19 protein-coding genes are annotated in these 22,624 nt (G+C 52.4%); 7 read left to right on the forward strand and 12 right to left on the reverse strand.

Annotated features, from left to right (window positions below):
- Window positions 1–90 precede the first annotated feature (90 nt).
- The 9 genes from ACYU87_RS08765 to hisG all read right to left on the reverse strand — a co-directional run bounded on the left by ACYU87_RS08765 (window position 91) and on the right by hisG (window position 9,937).
- Window positions 91–3,438: a UvrD-helicase domain-containing protein gene (locus tag ACYU87_RS08765; protein WP_461133685.1), complete on the reverse strand. Its 3,348-nt coding sequence runs from the start codon at window positions 3,436–3,438 to the stop codon at window positions 91–93.
- 102 nt (window positions 3,439–3,540) lie between these two features.
- Window positions 3,541–4,071 (reverse strand): hypothetical protein, encoded by a 531-nt coding sequence (locus ACYU87_RS08770; RefSeq protein WP_461133686.1) that lies wholly within the window; start codon window positions 4,069–4,071, stop codon window positions 3,541–3,543.
- A 67-nt stretch (window positions 4,072–4,138) separates the two neighbouring features.
- Window positions 4,139–5,269, reverse strand: coding sequence for a histidinol-phosphate transaminase (gene hisC, locus ACYU87_RS08775; RefSeq protein ID WP_461133687.1), 1,131 nt, complete (start codon window positions 5,267–5,269; stop codon window positions 4,139–4,141).
- Between the two features lie 96 nt (window positions 5,270–5,365).
- Window positions 5,366–5,866, reverse strand: coding sequence for a peptide deformylase (locus tag ACYU87_RS08780; protein WP_461133688.1), 501 nt, complete (start codon window positions 5,864–5,866; stop codon window positions 5,366–5,368).
- Window positions 5,863–7,047, reverse strand: a complete 1,185-nt coding sequence (locus ACYU87_RS08785) for an aminotransferase class V-fold PLP-dependent enzyme (RefSeq protein WP_461133689.1) — start codon at window positions 7,045–7,047, stop codon at window positions 5,863–5,865. The genes ACYU87_RS08780 and ACYU87_RS08785 overlap by 4 nt, the downstream gene beginning before the upstream one ends.
- Window positions 7,048–7,143: 96 nt before the next feature.
- Entirely contained in the window at window positions 7,144–7,407 is a 264-nt protein-coding gene (locus tag ACYU87_RS08790; RefSeq protein WP_461133690.1) for a PIN domain-containing protein, read from the reverse strand.
- Between the two features lie 29 nt (window positions 7,408–7,436).
- The gene (locus tag ACYU87_RS08795) at window positions 7,437–7,676 is read right to left on the reverse strand and encodes a hypothetical protein (protein WP_461133691.1); all 240 of its coding nucleotides are present in this window, start codon (window positions 7,674–7,676) and stop codon (window positions 7,437–7,439) included.
- Between the two features lie 33 nt (window positions 7,677–7,709).
- The gene (gene hisD, locus ACYU87_RS08800) at window positions 7,710–8,999 is read right to left on the reverse strand and encodes a histidinol dehydrogenase (protein WP_461133692.1); all 1,290 of its coding nucleotides are present in this window, start codon (window positions 8,997–8,999) and stop codon (window positions 7,710–7,712) included.
- Between the two features lie 77 nt (window positions 9,000–9,076).
- A complete protein-coding gene (gene hisG, locus ACYU87_RS08805; RefSeq protein ID WP_461133693.1) occupies window positions 9,077–9,937 on the reverse strand; it encodes an ATP phosphoribosyltransferase in 861 nt (286 codons plus the stop codon).
- A 497-nt stretch (window positions 9,938–10,434) separates the two neighbouring features.
- Here hisG and ACYU87_RS08810 point away from each other — a divergent pair, with 497 nt between their 5' ends.
- The 6 genes from ACYU87_RS08810 to ACYU87_RS08835 all read left to right on the forward strand — a co-directional run bounded on the left by ACYU87_RS08810 (window position 10,435) and on the right by ACYU87_RS08835 (window position 18,324).
- Window positions 10,435–11,019, forward strand: coding sequence for a 7-carboxy-7-deazaguanine synthase QueE (locus tag ACYU87_RS08810; protein ID WP_461134357.1), 585 nt, complete (start codon window positions 10,435–10,437; stop codon window positions 11,017–11,019).
- A complete protein-coding gene (locus tag ACYU87_RS08815) occupies window positions 10,974–12,962 on the forward strand; it encodes an OmpA family protein (RefSeq protein ID WP_461133694.1) in 1,989 nt (662 codons plus the stop codon). Before ACYU87_RS08810 ends, ACYU87_RS08815 begins: the two co-directional genes overlap by 46 nt.
- A 188-nt stretch (window positions 12,963–13,150) precedes the next feature.
- Window positions 13,151–14,122 (forward strand): thioredoxin-disulfide reductase, encoded by a 972-nt coding sequence (gene trxB, locus ACYU87_RS08820; protein WP_461133695.1) that lies wholly within the window; start codon window positions 13,151–13,153, stop codon window positions 14,120–14,122.
- Window positions 14,123–14,222: 100 nt separating this feature from the next.
- Window positions 14,223–15,293: a peptidoglycan DD-metalloendopeptidase family protein gene (locus ACYU87_RS08825; RefSeq protein ID WP_461134358.1), complete on the forward strand. Its 1,071-nt coding sequence runs from the start codon at window positions 14,223–14,225 to the stop codon at window positions 15,291–15,293.
- A gap of 118 nt (window positions 15,294–15,411) precedes the next feature.
- Complete coding sequence (locus ACYU87_RS08830; RefSeq protein ID WP_461133696.1) at window positions 15,412–16,014, forward strand: hypothetical protein; 603 nt, start codon at window positions 15,412–15,414, stop codon at window positions 16,012–16,014.
- A 105-nt stretch (window positions 16,015–16,119) separates the two neighbouring features.
- Complete coding sequence (locus ACYU87_RS08835) at window positions 16,120–18,324, forward strand: radical SAM protein (RefSeq protein WP_461133697.1); 2,205 nt, start codon at window positions 16,120–16,122, stop codon at window positions 18,322–18,324.
- A gap of 161 nt (window positions 18,325–18,485) precedes the next feature.
- Here ACYU87_RS08835 and ACYU87_RS08840 read toward each other — a convergent pair whose 3' ends face one another.
- Window positions 18,486–18,848, reverse strand: a complete 363-nt coding sequence (locus ACYU87_RS08840; RefSeq protein ID WP_461133698.1) for a hypothetical protein — start codon at window positions 18,846–18,848, stop codon at window positions 18,486–18,488.
- 313 nt (window positions 18,849–19,161) lie between these two features.
- Here ACYU87_RS08840 and ACYU87_RS08845 point away from each other — a divergent pair, with 313 nt between their 5' ends.
- Entirely contained in the window at window positions 19,162–20,187 is a 1,026-nt protein-coding gene (locus ACYU87_RS08845) for a rod shape-determining protein (protein ID WP_461133699.1), read from the forward strand.
- Window positions 20,188–20,525: 338 nt separating this feature from the next.
- On the opposite strand, the gene ACYU87_RS08850 is transcribed toward ACYU87_RS08845, so the two are convergent.
- Entirely contained in the window at window positions 20,526–21,908 is a 1,383-nt protein-coding gene (locus tag ACYU87_RS08850; protein ID WP_461133700.1) for a sensor histidine kinase, read from the reverse strand.
- Window positions 21,905–22,582, reverse strand: coding sequence for a response regulator transcription factor (locus ACYU87_RS08855; RefSeq protein ID WP_461133701.1), 678 nt, complete (start codon window positions 22,580–22,582; stop codon window positions 21,905–21,907). Before ACYU87_RS08855 ends, ACYU87_RS08850 begins: the two co-directional genes overlap by 4 nt.
- Window positions 22,583–22,624 lie beyond the last annotated feature (42 nt).

Below are 22,624 nucleotides of genomic sequence, written 5' to 3' on the forward strand. Positions count from 1 at the left end.
GGCTGTAATCGAGCCACATGGGCCGCTTTTCGCCATTCTGCCGCAGGAAGAACGACAAAAAAATTACATAAAAGGGTAAACAGCTTGTCTTTAAAAAACCTTTACGACTTCCGGTTCAGCCGACAAATAGACCAGCCGCCCTTCCACCTCGTGAAAACCCATCTCCCGGTATAAATTGGTGAAGTACTTCAGCGAATCCGTTGGATTGTTCACCGAGACCAGGGAATCACGTGAATCGGACTCGATCGGCATCGACTCGTACTGCACCAGAACGATGTGCCCATCCGGGTAATAGACAACACGGTGGGGAGCACCATGTACGCGCCGACTGCTCAAGATACTCCGGTCCGTATCGATGCGGAGTGACGGGTCGAACAGGGATGACAGAACGGGATGCGACACAATGGCCGTCAGGCTTTGTGTCAGCTCCGCCCGTTCTGCCTGACGAACGAGGCCCTCGCTCACCAGTTGCCGCAACACGTTGTCGATACTTTCTGGACCTTTTATCAGGCTCAGGGCGGCACAGAGCTTTCGGTCGCGCTCCCGCGTGCGTTCAAACGTTGCGACATCAAACATCCGATCGGCCTGACGGCGTAACTGCATATCCTGCCCCCGGTGCCCGCTTACGATTTCTTCCAGCACAATCTCATCGAGTGGACCTTCCTCTTTCTGGTGCGAAAACGCGTCGGCACACAGGCTGATCTGATAGCTGAACTGGCCTTCCTGCCAGCCACAACCACAATTCCGGGCCACCTCGCTATCGCGGAGAAACGCGTGAAGCCAGTGACTGATGGTGTTTTGTGCCCCTTTGGTAAAATCTTTTGCCTCACTGATTACATAAAGCCGATCCGTTGGGCGGGTAAACGCCACATAGAGCAGGTTCATGTTCTCCAGAAACGTACGGGTAAATTCATTTTCGTACTGATCGGCGATTACTTTGGGCGTACCCCGTAATTTGCTGGTCGTATGGGCCGGGGCCGACAACAGGCGGGTTAACTGCCCCGCCCCGTTTTCATGAGAGAGGGCATCGGTCCGAATGGCCGACAGGTCGAGCCAGATGGTACTATCGTTGATCGGTTCCACTTTCCAGTTGGCGAATGGAATGATGACCACCGGAAACTCCAGCCCTTTTGATCGGTGAACGGTCTGAATACTAACCGCATTGCCAGCGTTTCCCTCCACCGAAATTTTTTGCCTGACGCCTTCCCAATACAGCAGAAAATCACTTAGATGCCCGCTTCGTTTATGATTGAACGCCAGTACCTCATCCAGAAAACGGAACAGAAACGGGTTGTGCTCAGCCTGGTTGAACAGGCCAAACTGGGCGGTCAATCGTTCAGCCAGTTCGTACGGATTAAGTTGACCCATCACGTAGGGGTCCAGCGGGTAGCCCTCATCGGCGAGGTACGCATAGGTAGCATCGATGTCGCTTTCGGCAACAGCGCTCAACTTCCCCGTCAACGCATCATCAGGAAAAATACCTTGTACCACGCGGTGAAACAGGTACAACAGTTCGTACCGAAGAAGCTTCTGGTCGGGCCGCTGAAGGAGCTGCATCAGTGTCACCAGCCATTTGACGGGGTCGGAGAACTCCAGCGACAGGGAATCGGCTGATACCAGTGGAATGCGTCTGGCGTTCAGCTCGTTGGCCAGGGCTTTAGCGTGCGATTTCTTGCGGCACAAAATAGCGATGTCGCCGTATTTGTAACCATCTGCCAACGCGTTTTCCAAATGCTCCATCGTTTTTTCGAGCATTTGTGCCGTAATATCTTTATCAGCCTCAGCATCTTTGGCGACAAAGTCAATCTGAACGTGACCAGCAATGTGCGCGTTGGGCTGGGCCTTCTGGTGAAACTGTTTTTCGGGGTCAAACACCTCCGCGAGTTTGGGGTGCTGGCTCTCAAATTTACGGGCGGTAAACTCAAAGAAATCGTTATTGAACCGAACGATCGGCTCCGCACTTCGCCAGTTGGTGTCGAGCAACGCTTCCTGCAAATGCCCGTCCAGCATGTCAATGCGATCGGCCGTCCAGGAGCCGGGGTTGTGCGCCTGTTTCAGGGTCTCGAGATCTTTGCGGTGCAGAGCCACGATCTGGTCCATATCTCCCCCCCGGAAGCGGTAAATGGCCTGTTTGCCATCGCCAACGGCCAGATTGAAGTGATCCCCGCCGAGGGCGTTTTCGATGAGGGGCAGCAGGTTGGCAAACTGAAGCCGCGACGTATCCTGAAATTCGTCGATCAGAATGTGGTTGTATTTAGTACCCAGCCGCTCGTACAGAAATGGAACGGGTTCGGACGCGACGATGCTCAGAATTTTTTTATTGAATTCCGAGATGTGTACCCGACCGTCTTTCCGCAGCAACTCATCGAATTCAATCCGCATCTGTTTCAGCAAGGCCAGTTTCTGCAAATGAGGCAGCAGGCAATCGAACAGCGTGACTTGTAGGCCCCGTTCATCGCGAACGCGGAGAATTTGCGTGATACAGTCGCCTAACTCGCTGGCCATGCCATCAATCAGCGCCTGAACGGGCAACGGCGTTTTTTTCGTGTACCAGTCGCCTTTGTTCAGCGCGTTGTAAACGCGGGTCCCGGCGTCTCGCTGGGCATTACCTTCCGCAATAGCTTTAAAGAAACCACCCACTCCGCTGGCACCATAGCTAAAATCTTTCTCGTCTAAACCCGCGTCGGTTATGCATTTCCAGGCTCGTTTCCCGTAGCCAACGACCTCGTCTTCAACCTGTTGGTTATGAGCAAGTAACTGCGTACGAATCACGCGCAACACACTTGGCGATAATTCCTGAGCCGCGTTGACAGCTTCGTAGAATTGATCGGAGGTCAGGTTGCGGCCGAATTCTTTGAGCAATTCGGGAAGCTGATTCCAGCTTTTACCCTCAGCAGCCGTATTCGTGTAGTACTCGCTCAGAATGGTCGTAATCTCCTCCATCTCATCGGTACCCGCCTTTTCAATCAGGTTGTCGATGGCCAGTTCGAGCACTTCGTCGGTTTCCAGCTCTACGTCGAAGGAATAAGGCAACCCCAGCTCGTCGGTAAACGCCATGACAATACGCTGCGTGAACGAGTCGATGGTAGTTACGCTGAAATCGGCGTAGCGGTGCAGAATGGTCCGAAAAACGCCGGACGCTTTTTTCCGTAAATCAGCTTTGGCGTCATTGAACGAATCGGGTCCTGCGGCCGTGTCGTACAGCTCGGTCACCAGTTCATTCAACAAAGGAGACTCCTTCGTTCCGGCAATTCCGGACAGGTTTTCCAGAATCCGGTTTTTCATCTCGTTGGCAGCCGCATTGGTAAACGTGACCGCTAGAATGCGCCGAAAATAGCCATCCTCCTTCACGTCCGGCCGCAGCGCCAGTTTGAGATACTCTTTGGTGAGCGTGTATGTCTTCCCCGACCCAGCCGAAGAGCTATATATTTTGAACATGGATGTTTTTCCGGGAGTGAGGAGTGAGGAGTAGGCGTGAGGAGGGCTGACGCGTACTTTTTGCTAACGCGTCAGCCCTCCTCACGCCTACTCCTCACTCCTCTAAAAATTATACCGTAATCCAAGGCCCGTATTGAGACTCAGAAAAAACGGCGACTGTAGCAGTTCTACGTAAGCGCCCGTTTCCAGAAACACGGAAAAAGGTTTGTTGACCGGGAAAAACTCCAGCCCCCCAACGCCCGAACCACCCAGCGACAGTGTTTTCTGATAGTCGCCATTGAGCCGGAGCGGGTAAGTCCGGCGGTTATTGATCTGACCGCCAAAGCCGTAGTACGCGCGAATACTTTCACTTTTGGTCACAGCCGTATGCCAGAGGTAATGCCCCTGAACGGTCAGTCCAACGGTTCTGTAGTCGCCGGGGCCGTAGCTGCGTTTGGTGCCGTAAAGACCGCCATAAGTACCCACGTTGAGATCGAAGGCGTGGTTGTTACCAAAGTATTTACGCACGTTTACGCCCGATGGTTCGCCCAGCCGAAACCCCACCGACCAGTTGTTGTACTGCGCCTGGGCAACAGTCGATGTCATTAACCAGCCCAACAGAGCCAGTGATGTAATCAATACGGATCTTTTCATAAATAATGGAGAAAATAACCTTTGACACAGCTGGCTAACCCAAGTAACCAACCCGATGTAGCTAAGGTCAGGCATTCGAAACAAATTCCGGTCGGGTAGCTTCATCGCCGGTTCCGAGTGGCAAATCCGTCGGCAATGGCGCATTGGGCATCTGCCGAAGCACCGCCATCAACCCTTCGTTTTCTGCTGGCGTACCCACCGAAATACGCAGGCAACCTTCACATAAGGTAACCTTCGAGCGATCGCGAACAATTACTTGCTGGTCAATCAGGTAGGCAAACGTAGCCTTGGCGTCGGCAAATTGCACCAGCAGAAAGTTAGCCTCCGACGGATGAATAACGGCCACAATTGGTAGCGATTTAAGTTCCTCCGTCAGGTGCTGCCGTTCAGCCATAATCCGGGCGACCATCGTATTTTTCTCGTCCTCGTGCATCAGCGCGTCCAGCGCCAGGGCCTGCGCAGGAGCCGAGATGTTATAAGGCGGCTTAATTTTATTCAGGACACTAATCAGTTCTTCCGAAGCAAAGCACATGCCCAGCCGGAGAGCCGCCAGCCCCCACGCTTTTGAGAAGGTCTGTAGCACAACCAGATTGGGGTACTTATCCAGTTCTGTTGTCCAGGAAGGCGTACTGGCAAAATCAATGTACGCTTCATCGACGATAACCAGTGCATGATCGGCCGCTTGCAGGATCGCGCGAATGGCATCGGCTTGCAGTAAATTTCCCGATGGGTTGTTGGGCGAGCAAAGCCAGATGAGTTTGGTGGTATCGGTAATAGCGGCTATCACCGCATTGGTATCAACCTGAAAGTCGGGGGTTAGCGGGACTTTAATGATCGTCACGTCATTCACCGCAGCCGACACTTCGTACATGCCGTAAGTGGGGGGCATGATCAGAATAGAGTCCTGACCACCCGGCGTACAGGTTGCCCGTACCAGCAGATCGATGGGTTCGTCGGAGCCATTACCCAGAAAAATCTGCGTCGGACGAACGCCTTTGATGGGTGCCAGCCGATGCTTAATGGCTCCCTGGTGTGGGTCGGGGTAGCGGTTATACTCCCCCTGGGTCGTGGTTGAGCCCAGTGGATTTTCGTTGGCATCCAGAAATATACCTTCTTTCCCCGTGTACTCATCGCGGGCGGAAGAATAGGGCGTCAGGCTTAGGATATGCGGCCGGAGAAGGTTGGTAAGACTAAACATGGCAAACAACGGTACGTTAAACCACAAATATACCGTCTTCCATCAGACCTAACCAGTTTACCTGAACAATCCTGGCTATTCCAGCCGCATTCTTTACTAGGCAACGGGCGTTGGCCGCCACTGAAAAGACCGTTCGTCAACGGCGCGCATGGTACAGAGTACACCATTCAAATGATCGTATTCGTGCTGGATCAGTTCCGACAGCGCCCAATCTGTAACATCCCATGTTTTTGGTTGCCAGTGTTCATCCCGATAGTTCAGGGTCAGTCGCCGATGCCGCCGAACACGCACCAGTAAATTTGGGAAGCTCATGCAGTCATCCCAAAGCGCATCGGTTTCATCACTAACCGATACCAGCTCGGGATTGATGATAACCACAGGGCGATCGACATTCAGGTAGATCAGCCGCTTCATGATACCGAGTTGGGGAGCCGCTATTCCGCGACCAAACTGATACGTCGCCCGAATTTCCTCCATGACGTTGTGCAGATCGGCCACCCAGTCTGATACCAGCGGTAATTCCGTTTCCAGAACGGGCGCGCAGGTTTCGTACAGGCGAGGGTCACCCAGGAGCAGAAGATCGGTGAGGTGTTTCATTTAAGCGCCTGGTTAAGAGCGTCTACCAGGGTAGTAATCTCTTCGCTTGTGTTGAAATAATGGGGCGAAATACGGAGGGCTGCGGTTTTTACACCTTTCCGATCAAAATCCAGAATAGCGGCTCCGTGCGTGCTCAGCGATGTATTGATTCGCTCCTTCGATAAAGCCGTTTTCAGATCGGCGGCTAATTTACGATCGCTGGACAGGGTAATGATGCTCGCCAATTGGTCGCCTTCGTCCAGCAAACGAATGCTTGGCAACTGGGTTAGCGCGGTACGAAGTTTGGCGCAAAGAGCCGCATTCCGATCAGCAATCACCTCAATTCCTACGTTCAGCGCGTATCGATGCGCTTCGGCAGCCCCCAGCGCCAGGGCACGCGGAATCTCCCAACTCTCGAATCGACGGGCGGTGGGCTCCAGCCGGTAGGTATCCGCCGATTCCCACAAAGCGCCGTTGAGGTCAACAAAAAGAGGAGCCAGGTTAGCCGCCAGAACCTTATCCGAAACGTACAGAAATCCCATGCCACGCGGGCCGCGCAGAAATTTACGGCAGGTAGCGGTCAAAAAGTCACATTGGATTTTATCTATATCCACCGGCAACTGCCCCACCGACTGGCAGGCATCCACCAGATACAGCACATCATATTCGCGACAGAGCTGCCCAATGGCTTCGACTGGCTGAATGAGTCCCGAGTTGGTTGGCACGTGGGTAACGGCTACTAACCTGGGGCGCAGTGCCTTGATTTTGTTGGCCATGTCTTCTACCGAAACCCCCGTAGCCGGGTCATTTGCCGCCCGGACGACCTGTACGCCATACCGCTGCTGCAAGGAAAGGAAAGCGATCTGATTGGAAACATAGTCGTTATCGGTCGTCAGAATGACATCATCCCGCCGAAACGGAATGGACGACAGGGCCCGCGCGTACGCATCGGTGGCGTTACCGGCAGCCGCAATATGGTCGGCGGTGGTATTCAGCAGGTCAGCTGTAGCCGCGTAGAAATCCTGAATGGCTGTTTTCTGTACTTCGGCGGCTTCGTACCCCCCAATTTCGGCTTCGAGGGTAATATGAGCCGTGATGGCCTCAACGACCGACTGAGGCATTAACGATGCCCCGGCGTTGTTGACATGCAGGACGTGCTGTGTACCGGGCGTATCGGAGCGAAGTGCCGTGAGATCGAGCATAGGTAACGGAAATAGGAACTAGAGAATTGACATCAGCGGAATGACCTGTAGCCCATCGATGTCCTCGAAATCAGCCGTATTATTGGTCAGAATGGGCTAATCGTACAGAAGCGCCGTAGCCGCAATAATCGAATCGCCAAGCGAACGTTTTCGTTGCTGACGCAGGCGAATAGCTTCAGTAATGACAGATTCACTGATAGGAAATATTGTAACGCTGTTTAGGTATGCTTCAAACATACCCTTATCAGTCGGTGCTAAGTTATGAAAGCCAAGAACTTCGAGGGCTGAAATCAGTGAAACCTGAACCGTTTCCTGGTTTGCCTGCAGATATCTGGCTAAAGCTATATACTTCGGCTGCACTGAGTATATAATAATATTACTGTCCAGAATCATTCCTCACGGCCATCCAATACCCGGTCCCAGCCACGAATTTCACGCTGCCACTCGGAAGCATCTCCGAACGACTCACCAATTCCTCCCGATTGAACAATTTTCTCGATCACTTCCGAGAGTGTTGGCTTTTTGGGCGTCGTTTTTTTCTCAATTAAACGCCCTTCCAGTTTAGGTAACAGTGAAAGTAATATTGCTTCGTTCTCTTCCGAGTCTATTTCAATCAGTAATTGGCTCATGATTCCCCTGGTTTATTCAGCAAGATAACGAACTCAAACCGGATTTTCTTCCGCCAGACTTGCCAGACGCAGACTGACAGCTCGTTTGTGGGCATCAAGTGACTCAGCCTCGGCCATTGCTTCAACCACCGGTCCCAACAATTGCAGTCCTTCCGGGCTAATGTGCTGGATGGTAATTTTCTTAACGAAGCTGTCCAGCGAAACCCCACTATAGGCCCGGGCAAAGCCGTTAGTTGGTAACGTGTGGTTGGTTCCCGATGCGTAATCGCCCGCCGATTCGGGAGTATAGTTACCGAGAAATATAGACCCGGCATTGATGATCTTTTCTGCCACGGCTTCGGCGTTTTCAACACTCAGGATCAAGTGCTCAGCCGCGTAGGCATTCAATAGGTCAATGGCGTCGGCTTCCGTCTCCACCAAAATAGCCTTACTGTTTTCCAGTGCCTGTTCGGCCAGTTCCCGGCGGGGCAGTTTACTCAACTGGGTAGGCAAGGCGAGATTAACCATTGACACAAGCTTTTTGCTGGTCGACACCAGTAACACCTGACTGTCGGCACCGTGTTCGGCCTGCGAAAGCAGATCCGAGGCCACAAACGCCGGTACAGCTGAATCATCGGCGTAAACGGCTACTTCACTGGGTCCGGCAGGCATGTCGATCGCCACCCCTTCTTTAGCTACCAGCATTTTAGCCGCAGTGACGTACTGATTTCCGGGCCCGAAAATCTTGTAAACCTGGGGTACAGATGCCGTTCCGTACGCCATGGCGGCAATAGCCTGCGCTCCACCAATGCGGAATACCCTGGTGATGCCAACGAGTTTAGCCGCGAAATAAATGGCCGGGTGATTGCTGGGCGTGCAAAGAACCACTTCCCGACAACCGGCCAGTTGGGCCGGAACGCCCAGCATCAGCACGGTACTGAAAAGCGGGGCCGTACCACCGGGAATGTATAAACCCACCTTGTCGATGCCTACGCTTTTGCGCCAGCACGTAACCCCCGGCATGGTGTCAATTTTCTCGATGGGCTGCTTTTGCCGCTCGTGAAAAAGCCGGATGTTCTGGTACGCCTGTCCGATGGCAGCTTTCAACTCGTCACCAAGTTGGCTTTCGGCCGCGTCGAGGTCAGCCTGGGGTACCTCAAGGCCCCCTTCCGACAAGTCGATTTTATCAAATTTCTGCGCCAGCTCAATCAAAGCGGTGTCGCCCCCGGCGCGAACCTGTGCCAGAATAGGCGCTACGGCCGCTTCAATCTGCTGCGTCGACTGTACTGGCCGGGCCAGTAACGCGGGCCATTCGGCACGGTCGGGAAAGGGAATAATAGTCATAAATGATGAACCAGAAACGATACGTGATGAACAATAGCCCGTGGCCAAATCATTCATCATCCATCACTCCTCATTTTTCAATAAATCATTTTTTCGATCGGGATAACCAGAATGCCTTCGGCCCCAGCGGCCCGGATGGCTTCGATGTTCTCCCAGAATTCATTTTCATTCAGTACGGAATGGACGGAACTCCAGCCCTCAGTTGCCAGGGGCGTTACGGTCGGGCTTTTCATGCCGGGCAACAGCGCGGTTATCTGGTCCAGCGCCTGGTTGGGCGCATTCAGGACAATGTATTTATTGTTTTTGGCCGCCTGCACCGACTTGATGCGGAACAGGAGTTTGTCAACCAGAGCTTGTTTGTCGGCGTCGAGTGCCGGTCGGGCAATGAGAATTGCTTCGGATCGAAAGATTGTTTCAACCTCCTGCAATCCGTTGCTTAGCAGGGTACTGCCCGAACTCACAATATCACAAACGGCTTCGGCCAGGCCGATGCTTGGCGCAATTTCAACCGATCCGCTGATTTCATGAATCTCGGCTTTAACTCCCTGCCCGGCTAAATAATTACCCAGCAAATTGGGGTACGATGTAGCGATGTTTTTACCATGCAAGTCTTGAATTCCCGTCCAGTCAGTACCGCGCGGAATGGCAATAGACAGGCGACATTTCGAGAAACCCAGCTTATGAACCGTCGTGACGGGACGCCCGGTTTCAACCGCGACATTCTCCCCAACGATACCGAGATCAGCCACACCATCTTCAACGTAGCCGGGAATGTCATCGTCGCGGAGAAATAAGAACTCAGCCGGGAAGTTAGACGAAACCGATTTGAGCTTGCCCGTACCATAGTCGAAACGGATGCCACATTCTTTGAATAGTTGATACGAATCTTCGCTCAACCGACCGGATTTTTGCAGCGCAATGCGTAATACAGATGACATTAAAAAAGGGATAAGAGTGGCTGTATGATGCGGTTCATACAGTCCGTAATGGATTAATTTCAGCGTAAAACCAACAGCCGTCCTGCCTGGCCGACCCATACCTTGGTCGATGGGGGGCAAAAGTACATGAAAAACAGGACAGTCAATGGATTGGGAGCGACAGGTTCGTGTGTCGAGCCGTCAATAATCGGCGCACGAGCTTAGCAGCCGCGTTCATGGCGACGATGTCGGAAGGGAGAATGAGTAGCCCGTTGGGAAATCATGGCGCAAAGGTAAAAAAAATGGGGCTATTTCAAACCAAACGAAGAAAGAGTATGACCTGATAAGACGGCTGAAACCTCATCGATTAGACCAGAACTCTGTATCTTTGTAGTATGCTTTTGGAACAGATACAACAAACTAAACCGATAAATCCCGAATCCACGGCGGCCGAATCCACGGCGGCCGAATCCACGGCGGCCGAATCCACGGTGGCCGAATCCACGGCTCTGCCAGTCATGGAAGCGTTTTACACGATTCAGGGCGAAGGAGCGCATACGGGGCGAGCCGCTTATTTTATCCGGCTCGGTGGCTGCGATGTTGGTTGCCACTGGTGCGACGTAAAAGAATCCTGGGATGCCGATGCGCATCCGAAATTGTCTATCGACAGTCTGGTAGGGAGTGCTTCGCAATACGCCGGCCGGATGGCGGTGATTACGGGCGGGGAACCGCTGATGCATGACCTGACCGACTTAACAGCGGCTCTGCAAACGGCCGGATTCAAGACCAACATTGAAACATCGGGCGTGTGCGAGGCAGTTACGGGTTCCTGGGACTGGATTTGCTTTTCGCCCAAGAAATTTAAAAAGCCAAATCCAGCTATTTATGCAAAAGCCGACGAACTGAAAGTGATCATTTACAACCCGTCGGACTTTACGTTTGCCGAGTCGTTCGTACCCCATCTTCGCCCCGATTGCAAACTCTTTTTGCAATCTGAATGGAGTCGTTCCAATGAAATGCTGCCTCGCATCGTTGATTACGTAAAAGATCACCCGCAATGGCAAATCTCGTTGCAAACACACAAGTACCTGGATATTCCGTAAGGGAAAAAAGAGGCTTAACGACCGGAATAAACGATCTACGTGGGCTCCCTCGTCTGGTTGCCCTTTCCCTATTGCTTTTTTCGTCCTTCCCGTCCTTTTCTCAAAACCAGAAGGCGAAAGAGCTGTATGCCCAGTCCATTAAACTCTTTGGGGAACGAAAAGCGAATGAAGCCATTCCGTTCATGGAACAGGCGGTCAAACAGGACCCTACTTACTCCGACGCGTACGTCAAACTTGGTCAGTTATACGAGTTCACCAAGCAGTTTGACCCCGCCCTGAACGCCTATCGGGCAGCCGTCCGGATTCAGCCAGACAGCCCGGCATCCGGCGCGGCCTACCATGCCCTGAGCAATACCCTGCTTCGGTTGGGGCGCTACGGTGACGCTATTCCTTATCTCGAAAAATACCAGGCGCAATTTACTCCTCAGTCGACTCAGGGAAAACGCGTTGCCCGGCAGCTTGAAACGGCCCGTTTTGGTCTGGAAGCTACCCAGCACCCCCAGGCGGTTGATCCCAAGCCGCTGTCGGCTGTGCTGCAAACAACACCTTCCCAGTACTTCCCGGTGCTGACGGCCGACGAACAAACGCTGGTGTTCACGGCCCTGAAGCCAGAGGGTGACGAAGACCTGATGACCGCCACCTTTAACGGTGAAACCTGGACCCCGCCCGTTTCGCTGGCGTCGAGCATCAATACCCCCGAAAATGAAGGAACAGCCAGCCTGTCGGCCGATGGACGTACGCTGGTCTTTACAGCCTGTCAGGGACGGAAAGGCTACGGTAGCTGTGATCTTTACGTGAGCCATAAAACCGGCAGCGACTGGTCGAGTCCCGAAAATCTGGGGGCGGCCGTCAATACGCACTATTACGAATCCCAGCCCGCCTTGTCGGCCGATGGACGTCAGATTTTCTTTGTCTCGGACCGGCCGGGGGGCAAGGGGCATCGGGACATTTGGCGGAGTGACCTGGGCCCAGATGGCAACTGGGCCGAACCGGTAAACCTGGGCGAACCCATCAATACAGCCTTTAATGAGGCATCCCCTTTTCTGCACGCCAACGGGCAAAGCTTATTTTTTGCGTCGGAGGGACACGTCGGCCTGGGCGGCTACGACTTGTTTGTGGCCGATCATAGCGCATCGGGCTGGTCGGCCCCCACGAATTTAGGCTATCCGATCAATACTGCCGAAGATCAGGCATCCTTGTTTGTGGCGGCCAATGGCACGCGGGCCTACTACTCGTTTGAAGAGCAGAAAGACGGCGTCTCGCAAAAATCGCGGCTCTACACGTTTGACCTACCCGAATCTCTGCGGGATCGGATACGGCCGGTAAGCTTCCTGAAAGGAACGGTAGCCGATGCCAAGACGCAAAAACCCCTGGCTGCCACGGTTGAACTAATTGACCTGAAAACCAATCTGGTTGTCTCGCGCGTGGAAGCTGACGCACAAACCGGGCAGTATACCTCGGTGCTACCGAGCGGGGGCGAGTACGCTCTTTACGTCAGTGTACCCGGTTATCTGTTCAAGAGTCTGTCGTTCGATTTTACCCAGAAAACCAAAGGCGAAGGATTATCATTAAGCGTACCCCTGGAGCCGGTAGTGGGCGGATCGTCAGCGCATGAGACGTTGAGTAACCTTTTCTTCGACTATGGTCGTTATGATCTGGCCGACAAATCGTTGACTGAACTGAACAGGCTGGCGGCATTTCTGCAAGCTAACCCAACGGTTAATGTAGAAATTTCGGGGCACACCGACGATAAAGGCGATGCCGCGGCCAACTTGACGCTTTCGCAAAAACGGGCGCAGGCCGTCGTTGCCTACCTGACGAAGGCGGGTATCCAGCCGAGCCGCATCAAAGCCATCGGATACGGTAAAACCAAACCCCTGATGCCGAATACATCCGAAGAGAACAGGCGCCTGAACCGCCGGATCGAGTGGCGAGTGCTTTAACAATGTAGGCTATGTAATGTATGATGTATGTTGCTGTCGGATGTTCCTACATCATATACCCTATATCATACATCTGTTGTTCTCTTTGCTTTCCGCGGGATTTTTTTCAATTTTGTGTATGTTGTCGCTATACCCTCCTTACCTAACGGGTTATTTTTTTATTTCCAGACGACTTCGCTCCTACTGTAATGACATCCGAACACGTTAAGTGCTTGATTATAGGTTCCGGCCCTGCCGGTTATACTGCCGCCATTTATGCATCACGGGCCAACATGCAACCTGTCCTTTACCAGGGCGGCCAGCCAGGTGGTCAGCTAACCATCACCAACGAAGTCGATAATTTTCCGGGCTATCCAGATGGTGTCCAGGGTCCTCAAATGATGCAGGATCTTGAAAATCAGTCTCGCCGATTCGGCACCGACATTCGGTACGGCCTGGTGACCAGCGTCGTTTTTTCGGAACAGCCGGGTCTGGGCACGCCCCACCGCGCTACCATTGACGATAAACATGAAATCACGGCCGACGCGATCATCATTTCGACGGGAGCCTCGGCAAAATGGCTTGGTCTGCCTTCCGAAATGCGGTTGAATGGCCGGGGTGTATCAGCCTGTGCTGTTTGTGATGGATTCTTTTTCCGGGGACAGGACGTAGCCATTGTGGGCGCTGGTGACACAGCCGCCGAAGAAGCCAGCTATCTGGCAAACCTTTGCCGCAAAGTATACATGCTGGTTCGGCGGGACGAAATGCGGGCTTCGCACTTCATGCAGAAGCGCGTTCAAACCGCCCATAACATCGAAATTCTGTACAATACGAGCACCGAAGAAGTCCTCGGCGACGAAGAGGTTTCGGGCGTTCGGGTCAAAAACAGCGAAACGGGCGAGGAGCGTATTCTAGACGTAACCGGTTTCTTCGTGGCTATTGGCCACAAGCCGAATACTGACATTTTCAAAGACTACCTCGACCTTGACGACAGCGGGTATATCCTGACCGAAAAGGGCAGCACGCGCACCAGCATACCCGGCGTATTTGCCTGTGGAGATGCCCAAGATAATATTTACCGTCAGGCGATTACTGCTGCCGGAACCGGTTGTATGGCCGCCCTCGACGCAGAACGTTATCTGGTTACCCTGGAAATGCAGGGCGAAGAAATTGTTCAATAATAAACAGAGAAGGAGTTTGTGGTTTGTGGTTCGTGGTTGCCTGATGCGTCTTTTCCGTTGAGCAACTACGAACCACAAACCACAAACTCATCTATACATGATGAGAGAAACCGTTGCACGATGGCTATTGGCCATTGGGTGCTTGTGTTTGACCGTAACGGCACAGGCCCAGGAACGCGGGCGATTTAAAAAGAACCTGCGTATTACTCCCAAAACGGGGGCGAATCCCAATTCTCCGGTCGTTGAGCAGCCGCAAAAAGCGGACGACCAATTTGAACAGGAAAAAACTCAACTGCGCTTTAACAACCAGTTCGAACCTAAAAAAGAACTAAACCCGGTTGTCAGCGAAGATACCAGCCAGATTGATCAGGGCGAAACCAGTGTTGTTGAAGTCATTGACTCGGTGCTGGTTGGCACGGAATGGGTAAAAATTGCCGACTATTACGCCGTCTGGGATTCCCGCACGATCGATCCGTACAATATCAACCCGCTTGAGTTCGACGAGGCCGTTGACATCAAGTTGTATGACCCGCCCGCCAACCGGTTCTGGTCGGCACCCCTGAACGAAGGCAAGATGACCTCCAACTTCGGGTATCGCTGGGGCCGCTGGCACACCGGAACCGATCTCGATCTGGACACCGGCGATCCTGTTTATGCCGCCTTTGATGGTATTGTTCGGGTGGTAGGCTGGGATGGCAATGGCTACGGCCGCTATGTGCTGGTTCGGCATTATAACGGACTGGAAACGTTGTACGGGCACATGTCCAAACAAACGGTTGAGCCGGGCCAGCTCATCAAAGCGGGCGACCAGCTCGGTTTGGGCGGTAGTACTGGGCGTAGCTCGGGGCCACACCTTCACTTCGAGACACGGTATGAGGGCAATCCGTTTAGCCCGCTGAACATTTATTCGTTTCCGGAAAACACAATCAATGCGGACCATTTTCTGCTGACAAGTTCCGTTTGGGATTACCTGCGTGGCGGACGATCATCGTCCTCGTCGGAGAGCAGCTCGAAACCCCGCTTCAAACGGACGGTTCTGCACCGGGTTCGGTCGGGAGAAACCTTAAGCTCCATCGCCGACCGGTACGGCATGTCGGTATCGACGCTGAAACGTAAAAACCACATTTCAGGCTCGCGACTTCGGCCAGGGCAGAAGATACGGGTCCATTAAGCGACGGCCCATTGAACGGTGTTACCTGTAGCCTATGTCCGAAGTAGGCCGCCGATAACATCGGTCAGTGGGCCGTCATTCTTTTGCCACATACCCTTTACGTCCCCGTTTAATCGACATGAAACGACTTATCTGCGCCGTTAGCCTGTTATCAGCTCTGAGTTGCACAAACGAAGAGAGGTCAACCCGGCAGGAACTGTCCGGTTCCGACTCAGCCCAGGCACTCAGCCCCCCAACGAGCCTGAGTGCAACTGAGTCTTCATCGGCGAATAGTAAGCTAAAAAATAGTACTGGTGGCGTGGCGATAAAGTGGGCATACGAAAAGAAGGTCGATAAGGAAGGAAACACGGTTTACAAAGCGGCCATCAACTCGCCGACGGTGCTGAATTTTGATTTCCCGTATGAAGGCGGATCAACGGCGACCTTAACGATTCGCCAAAAGAATGACGTCAGCTACGTGTATCTGGAAGTTTCCAAAGGGCAATTTAACCGAAGCTTTCAGGGGGGCAACGCCAGCATTCGGTTCGACGATAAACCGCCCGTTCGGTATTCACTGTCTGCCGCCGAGAACGGTCGGGCGAACATCGTCTTTTTCGACTCCCCGCAAAAACTGATTAACCAGTTGAAAGGCGCTCAAAAGATGATCGTGGATGTTGAGTTTCACGGACAGGGAACCCGCCACATTGAATTTTTGACAAGCGGCCTGAGTTGGAATCATTAATCCATTGACCAATAGCTCTTTACCAATCCAGGCGAACCATTGGCGAAAGCATAAGGTTATCCTTTTTCGGAATACACCCTGACTGTATCTGAGACTTGTACCGCTGTGGACCAGACGATCTTACTCCTTACCCCCCCGTTTACACAACTGAACACGCCCTATCCGGCGACCGCTTATCTGAAAGGGTTTCTGCAAACAAAAGGGATCAGGGCACACCAGGCAGATTTAGGGATCGAAGTCATTCTGGACTTGTTTTCGGCGAAAGGGTTGGCATCGATGTTTGCCGAGCTGGAAGCTGCGGATGCTGAACTGACCGATAACAGTTACCGGATTTGTCGATTGCAAAACGATTACATCAGCACCATCGACCCGGTGATCCGGTTTCTGCAAAACAAGAATCCGACACTGGCACACAGCATTTGCGATCGCACTTACTTACCCGAAGCATCGCGGTTTGCTCAACTGGAAGAACTGGACTGGGCGTTCGGAACAATGGGAATTCACGACAAGGCCCGCCATCTGGCTACCCTCTACCTGGAAGATCTGAGCGATCTCATTCAGGAAGCCGTTGACCCGCATTTTGGTTTTAGCCGGTATGCTGAACGACTGGGACGCTCGGCCACGCATTTCGACGAACTGCATCAGGCCCTACAGTTGCCCTGCACGCGCGTATCGGCCAGTCTGGTCAACTTATTGGAGCAGAAAATTCAGCAGTGGCAGCCGGATATCGTCTGCCTGACGGTCCCCTTTCCGGGTAATCTGTATGGCGCTCTCACATGCGGCAAATACCTGAAGCAGCACCATCCAACCATTCAGGTTGTTATGGGCGGAGGCTATGCCAATACAGAACTTCGCTCGCTGACGGAACCCCGGGTTTTTGACTATGTCGATTTTATTTGTCTGGACGATGGCGAAGCCCCCCTACTATCTCTACTGGAGCACCTGTCGGGCCAGCGGGAATTGGCTCAGTTGAAGCGCGTCTACGCTCGGACCAATGGCGTTGTTGTCTATTATAATGGTGCCCTGGAAAAAGATGTTCCTCAACGCGAAACGGGCACGCCCAACTACCGCGATCTACCCCTGCATGCCTACCTGTCCGTTATTGAAGTCGTCAATCCAATGCACCGGCTCTGGAGTGACGGTCGCTGGAACAAATTGACGCTGGCGCACGGCTGCTACTGGGGCAAATGCTCGTTCTGCGACATAACCCTGGATTACATTAAGCGTTACGAACCCGTTACGGCCTCACTCCTGTGCGACCGGATTGAGGAAATTATTGAACAGACCGGGCAAAATGGGTTTCACTTTGTCGATGAAGCGGCCCCGCCAGCGTTGATGCGCGATGTGGCACTGGAGATCATCCGCCGAAAACTAACCGTAACCTGGTGGACGAATATCCGGTTCGAATCCAGCTTCACGCCAGACCTGTGTACCCTGTTGAAAGCCTCGGGCTGCATCGCGGTATCGGGCGGGCTGGAGGTGGCCTCCGACCGATTGCTGGAGCGCATGAAAAAAGGCGTAACGGTAGCGCAGGTGGCTCGTGTAGCCGACGCATTCACCCAGGCGGGCATTATGGTGCACGCTTACCTGATGTATGGATTTCCGACGCAAACAATGCAGGAAACCATCGATTCGCTGGAGATGGTCCGGCAGTTATTCATGAACGGCATTGTTCAATCGGGTTTCTGGCACCGCTTTGCCATGACGGCCCACAGCCCGGTCGGCGTCGATCCGGCGGGGTTCGATGTCATGCGGCTTAGCCCCGCCGTAGGGGCCGTCGTTTTTGCGGATAACGATCTGGAGCACAGCGACCCAACGGGGGCCGACCATGATTTATTTGCGGGAGGGCTGCGAAAATCCCTGTTCAACTACATGCACGACGTGGGCTTCGACTTACCGCTTCAGGAGTGGTTTTCGTTCAAAGCACCCGTTACCTCCATCCCACCCCGTTACATCGAGAAAGCGATTCGTCAGCATCCGGAGAAAGACCCGCGCCCAAATGCTTTTGTCATCTGGCCGGGGCACCTGCCCAGCCTGGAGATTTTTGACGTACAGCAGGGCCGCAAGGTAGTGGAAATAGCGGAACTGGAATTTTACAGCAAACAGGGTCAATGGCTACTCGAAGCTCCGGTTTCCATAGGTCAGTGGTTAATGGACACCCTGCCCAGGCTGCTTGTAAGTTCCCATGAACCGTGTTCGCTGGCGGAACTGAAAACTAGTTTCGACCGTGGCGCACTGGGTAGTTTTGATACATTTATCCGCTCTGCTACCTGGACAAAACTTCGGGAACACGGCCTGTTGATTGTGTAGGTGCCGTAGCTCATGACTGTCTGACTTTTCAATACAGGTACTGCCGGTATCGTACGCTTCTTCTATTATCCCGATTAAAGGAAGGATCTTCAGTAAAGAAAATTTCTCTATTTGCGCCCGAAGCTCCCTCCTTTAGTCGAGATGGCAAAATGCCAGTTTGTTTAGCTAGCCAGAAAATTAATAGCCTGCTTAAGTGTCCGCTCGTTATGGCTCTCCGGATCGGTATAGGAGCGTTCGCCAACTTCGATTGTCATCTCTTTGCCAATAAGCTGTTTTGTGTCAAGGTCTTTGCCTTCTTCTACCGCAATACCAGCCATCTCGAACAGGTTTACAATAGCGGGCATGCCCGCTGGCGACTGATAGAATCGGTGCGATACATAGCCGTCTTCGTTTTCGAAGCGAACCGCAAAAAACGGAATGCCTTTGTACTCACTCGACCCTTCGTCAATGTTCGTGATTGAAACGGTTTGCTGTCCGTCGGCCAGTAATGCTTTGTCCTGTCCTTTTTCTACTGCAATTTTCATAGCGCCGAGATTATGTTTTATTTATATTATAAACTGAACGAAGCCCAGTTTGTTTTCGTCCAATCCAATAAATAGTGATTCACAACTGACATACCGGTATTTAAAGAATGTTTTTCCATTCGTTCACTATAGTATAACTATATTATACCCTATCCTTTTTACGCATTTTCTCTCGCTGGGAAGGCTCATACGACCGTGGGCGTTTGTTTGTATACGTTTACTCCATTTTCCTAACTACGCGTCTATTTTTTCCCATTCACTCTAAAAGAACCGATAAACTGTACTGGCAACAACATCTCGTCGTTACCACACTATGACTTTCTTCAATTTCCTGACAAGTGACATTGCCATTGATTTAGGCACCGCCAATACCTTGATTATCCACAAGGACCGAATTGTAGTTGATGAGCCCTCTATCATTGCCATGGACAGACTTAGTGGCAAGGTGCTGGCGATTGGCCATAAGGCCATGCAAATGCACGAAAAAACCAACGAAAACATTAAAACGATCCGGCCGCTGAAAGATGGCGTTATTGCCGATTTTACAGCCGCCGAGTTAATGATACGCGGATTAATCAAACTGCTCGAAAGCAGTGGAAAACTTTTTTCGCCCTCTCACCGAATGGTCGTGTCGATTCCATCGGGTATAACTGAAGTGGAGAAACGGGCCGTTAAGGACTCCTGCGAGCACGCGGGCGCCAAACAGGTCTACATGGTTTTTGAACCCATTGCAGCGGCCATTGGCATCGGAATCGACATTACCCAACCCAATGGTACCATGATCGTAGACATCGGGGGAGGAACGACCGAAATCGCTGTTATTGCCCTGTCTGGCATTGTTTGCGAGCAATCCATCCGAACCGCCGGGGATGTGTTTACCCGCGATATTGTCGATTACATCCGGCGCGAACACAACCTGTTCATTGGCGAACGCTCGGCCGAACAGATCAAAATGGAGGTTGGTTCGGCTCTTTCCGAGTTGGAAAATCCACCCGCAGACTACGAAGTACGCGGGCGCGATCTGATGACGGGCATTCCCAAAGAAATTAAGGTAACCTACAGCGAAATCGCCTATGCCCTCGAAAAATCCGTATCAAAAATTGAAGAGGCTACGATGAAGGCGCTGGAAATGGCCCCTCCCGAGTTGTCGGCCGATATTTATACCAACGGTATCCACCTGACTGGAGGGGGGGCCTTGTTGCATGGACTAGACAAGCGGCTGTCGTCAAAAACAAAGCTACCGGTTCACGTTGCCGAAGATCCGCTGAAGGCCGTTGTGAAGGGAACCGGTGAAGTCATTAAGAATATGGATATGTATCAATCCGTACTGATTAGTTAGTCTGCCTGGTTTACTTACTGCACCTCAACCCGGTTATTCGTGTTCAATCCGGCTAATGCCCGGGTTGAGGTAAGCCTATTGTCTGACGTGGTCCAGCCGATACGATATAGGTCAGTCGGCATTGCTTGTTACCACAGTAGGTTAGGTATGTTTACCAGCCAGGCGATAAGGAGGGTGAGCAGAAAAATCATACTCATAAAAATCAGTAGCCAATCCGGTTGGCGGGAAGGTATTTTCTGGTTAACCATGCTACAGCTTAGGTGCTAAAAAAGAGCCGAATAGTACAAACACAAAAGTGCAACAGGCGCCTTAGTAATCCCTGATAAACTCCTTAGAATCTACTTAGAAGGCTGCAATTGCAGCGGGAGTAACAGGCTGAATCGTGTCGGTTGGCCTTCCCCCGACGATACCGTTATCTGCCCGGCATGCAGACGAATAATGCGTTCCACCAGCGATAGTCCAACGCCGTATCCCCGCAGATCGGCGGTTTGTCGGCTACGAAAAAAGGGTTCAAAAATGTAGGGCAGTTCATTGGCTGGAATAGCCGGGCCGGTGTTCTGAATATGAATGGTCAGGAAGCTTTCCTGGTAACTGACCTGTACCAGCGCGTGCCCATTATCGGAAAATTTACAGGCATTTTCGGTCAGATTTTTGAGGGCCGCCGTCAGCAGGGTTTTGTTCCCCCGAACAGTCAGTTGTTCGGGATCTTCGGGTAAATCGCCAAACGCAATCGTTACCTGGTAACCTGGGTTCATGGCAATCACTTCATCACGGATGTCCCAGACGATTTCATCCACCCGCACAACTTCCGTCAATAATTCGCCCGCATCTTCCTGGTTCACCCGCGAGAGTTGCAATAGCTCATGCGTTAAGGTTGCCAGTTCGCGAACATCATCGAGCACCGATCGAATCGTTTGCCGATAGGCTTCGGGCTCCCGCTGATTTAACAGACTGACTTCCAGCTGTGAGCTTATCTGGGTGAGCGGATTTTTCAGTTCGTGTGACACATTGGCAACAAACATGCGCTGGGACCTGAACGAATCAGCCACCCGATCCAGCAACCGATTGATTGTTGCCGATAACCGACTGATTTCATCGTCGTCTTTTTTCACTACCAGTCGTTCATCCCGATTGTCGGGAAAAATATCGCTAACGATCTGATCAATCTGCTGCATAGGCCGCAGGGCATCCCCGGCGAAAAACCAGCCCGAAAAAGCCGTGATGCCAACAATCAGGACAAAAAGTGCCGTAAACGCCCAGATCAGTCGTTTCAAAAACTCATCGCCATAGACGTTTTCGGCACTGGCCACAACAATGAACTGGCCGCTGGTCGTCCGAAACTGCGAACCCGATACGTAATATCCCGCCTGTGGAAAGTCTTTACGCTGGTTTTTTCGAATCGCCGTCAGCACCGACCTGGAGATGGGCAACGCGCCCCGTTCGTTCGTCGCGAAAACAACCGAATCCTGACTATCGAAGACCATGATTTTCTGATTCGGCAGCTGGTCTTTACGGATTCGAATAAGCTGTTTGATCAGTTGCGCATCTAGTCGGTGGTGAATCAGCATTTCGCCCGTTGTGTGGGCTTTCCTGTTGAGCCGCCGGTAGAAATCGGACGAAATAAAATACCAGCAGAACGCGTAGATACTCACAAACGCCAGCAGTAAGATACTGGACACGAGGCCCGTAAACCGTAAAGCCAGCCGGTTGCGAATGGTCATTCCTCCTGTAGCATGTAACCCATCCCGAAGTGGGTATGGATCAGTTTTTTAGGAAAATTCTTATCGATCTTTTTGCGAAGATAGTTGATGTAAACCTCAACGACATTGGTGCCCGTATCGAAGTTCAGGTCCCACACCTGCTCGGCAATGGCGGGTTTTGACAACACGCGCCCCTGGTTGCGCATCAGAAACTCCAGCAGGGCAAACTCCCTGGCGGTTAAATCAATCAGCTGATGATCACGGGTAACCATTTTCGCATCCAGGTTCATCTCGATACCCCCGTAGCGTAAATACTGAGCCGTCATGGTCACCTGCGTACCCCGCTTGGTCAGCGCCCGCACCCGCGCCAGCAGTTCGGCGAAGTGAAAAGGCTTGGTCAGGTATTGATCAGCGCCAGCGTCGAAACCCGAAATTTTGTCTTCCGTTTCGCCCAGCGCCGTCAGCATCAAAATTGGAGTCGAGATACCTTCTGCCCGCAGCTGTCGGCACAGTTCGTAACCGTTAAGGCCAGGCAGAATAAGGTCGGTGATAATGCCGGCGTAGTTGTTTTTCAAGGCTAGCCGTTTGGCCAGCAACCCATCGTAGGCAATATCGACTTCGAACTGGCTTTCTTCCAGCCCCTGCTGAATGGCCTGTAGCGTTTTCGGCTCGTCTTCAACGACTAGTAGTTTCATAACGCATCCAATTTAGTAAACCTAAAGAACCTGAACAGGCAG

The organism is Spirosoma lituiforme (assembly GCF_054776635.1).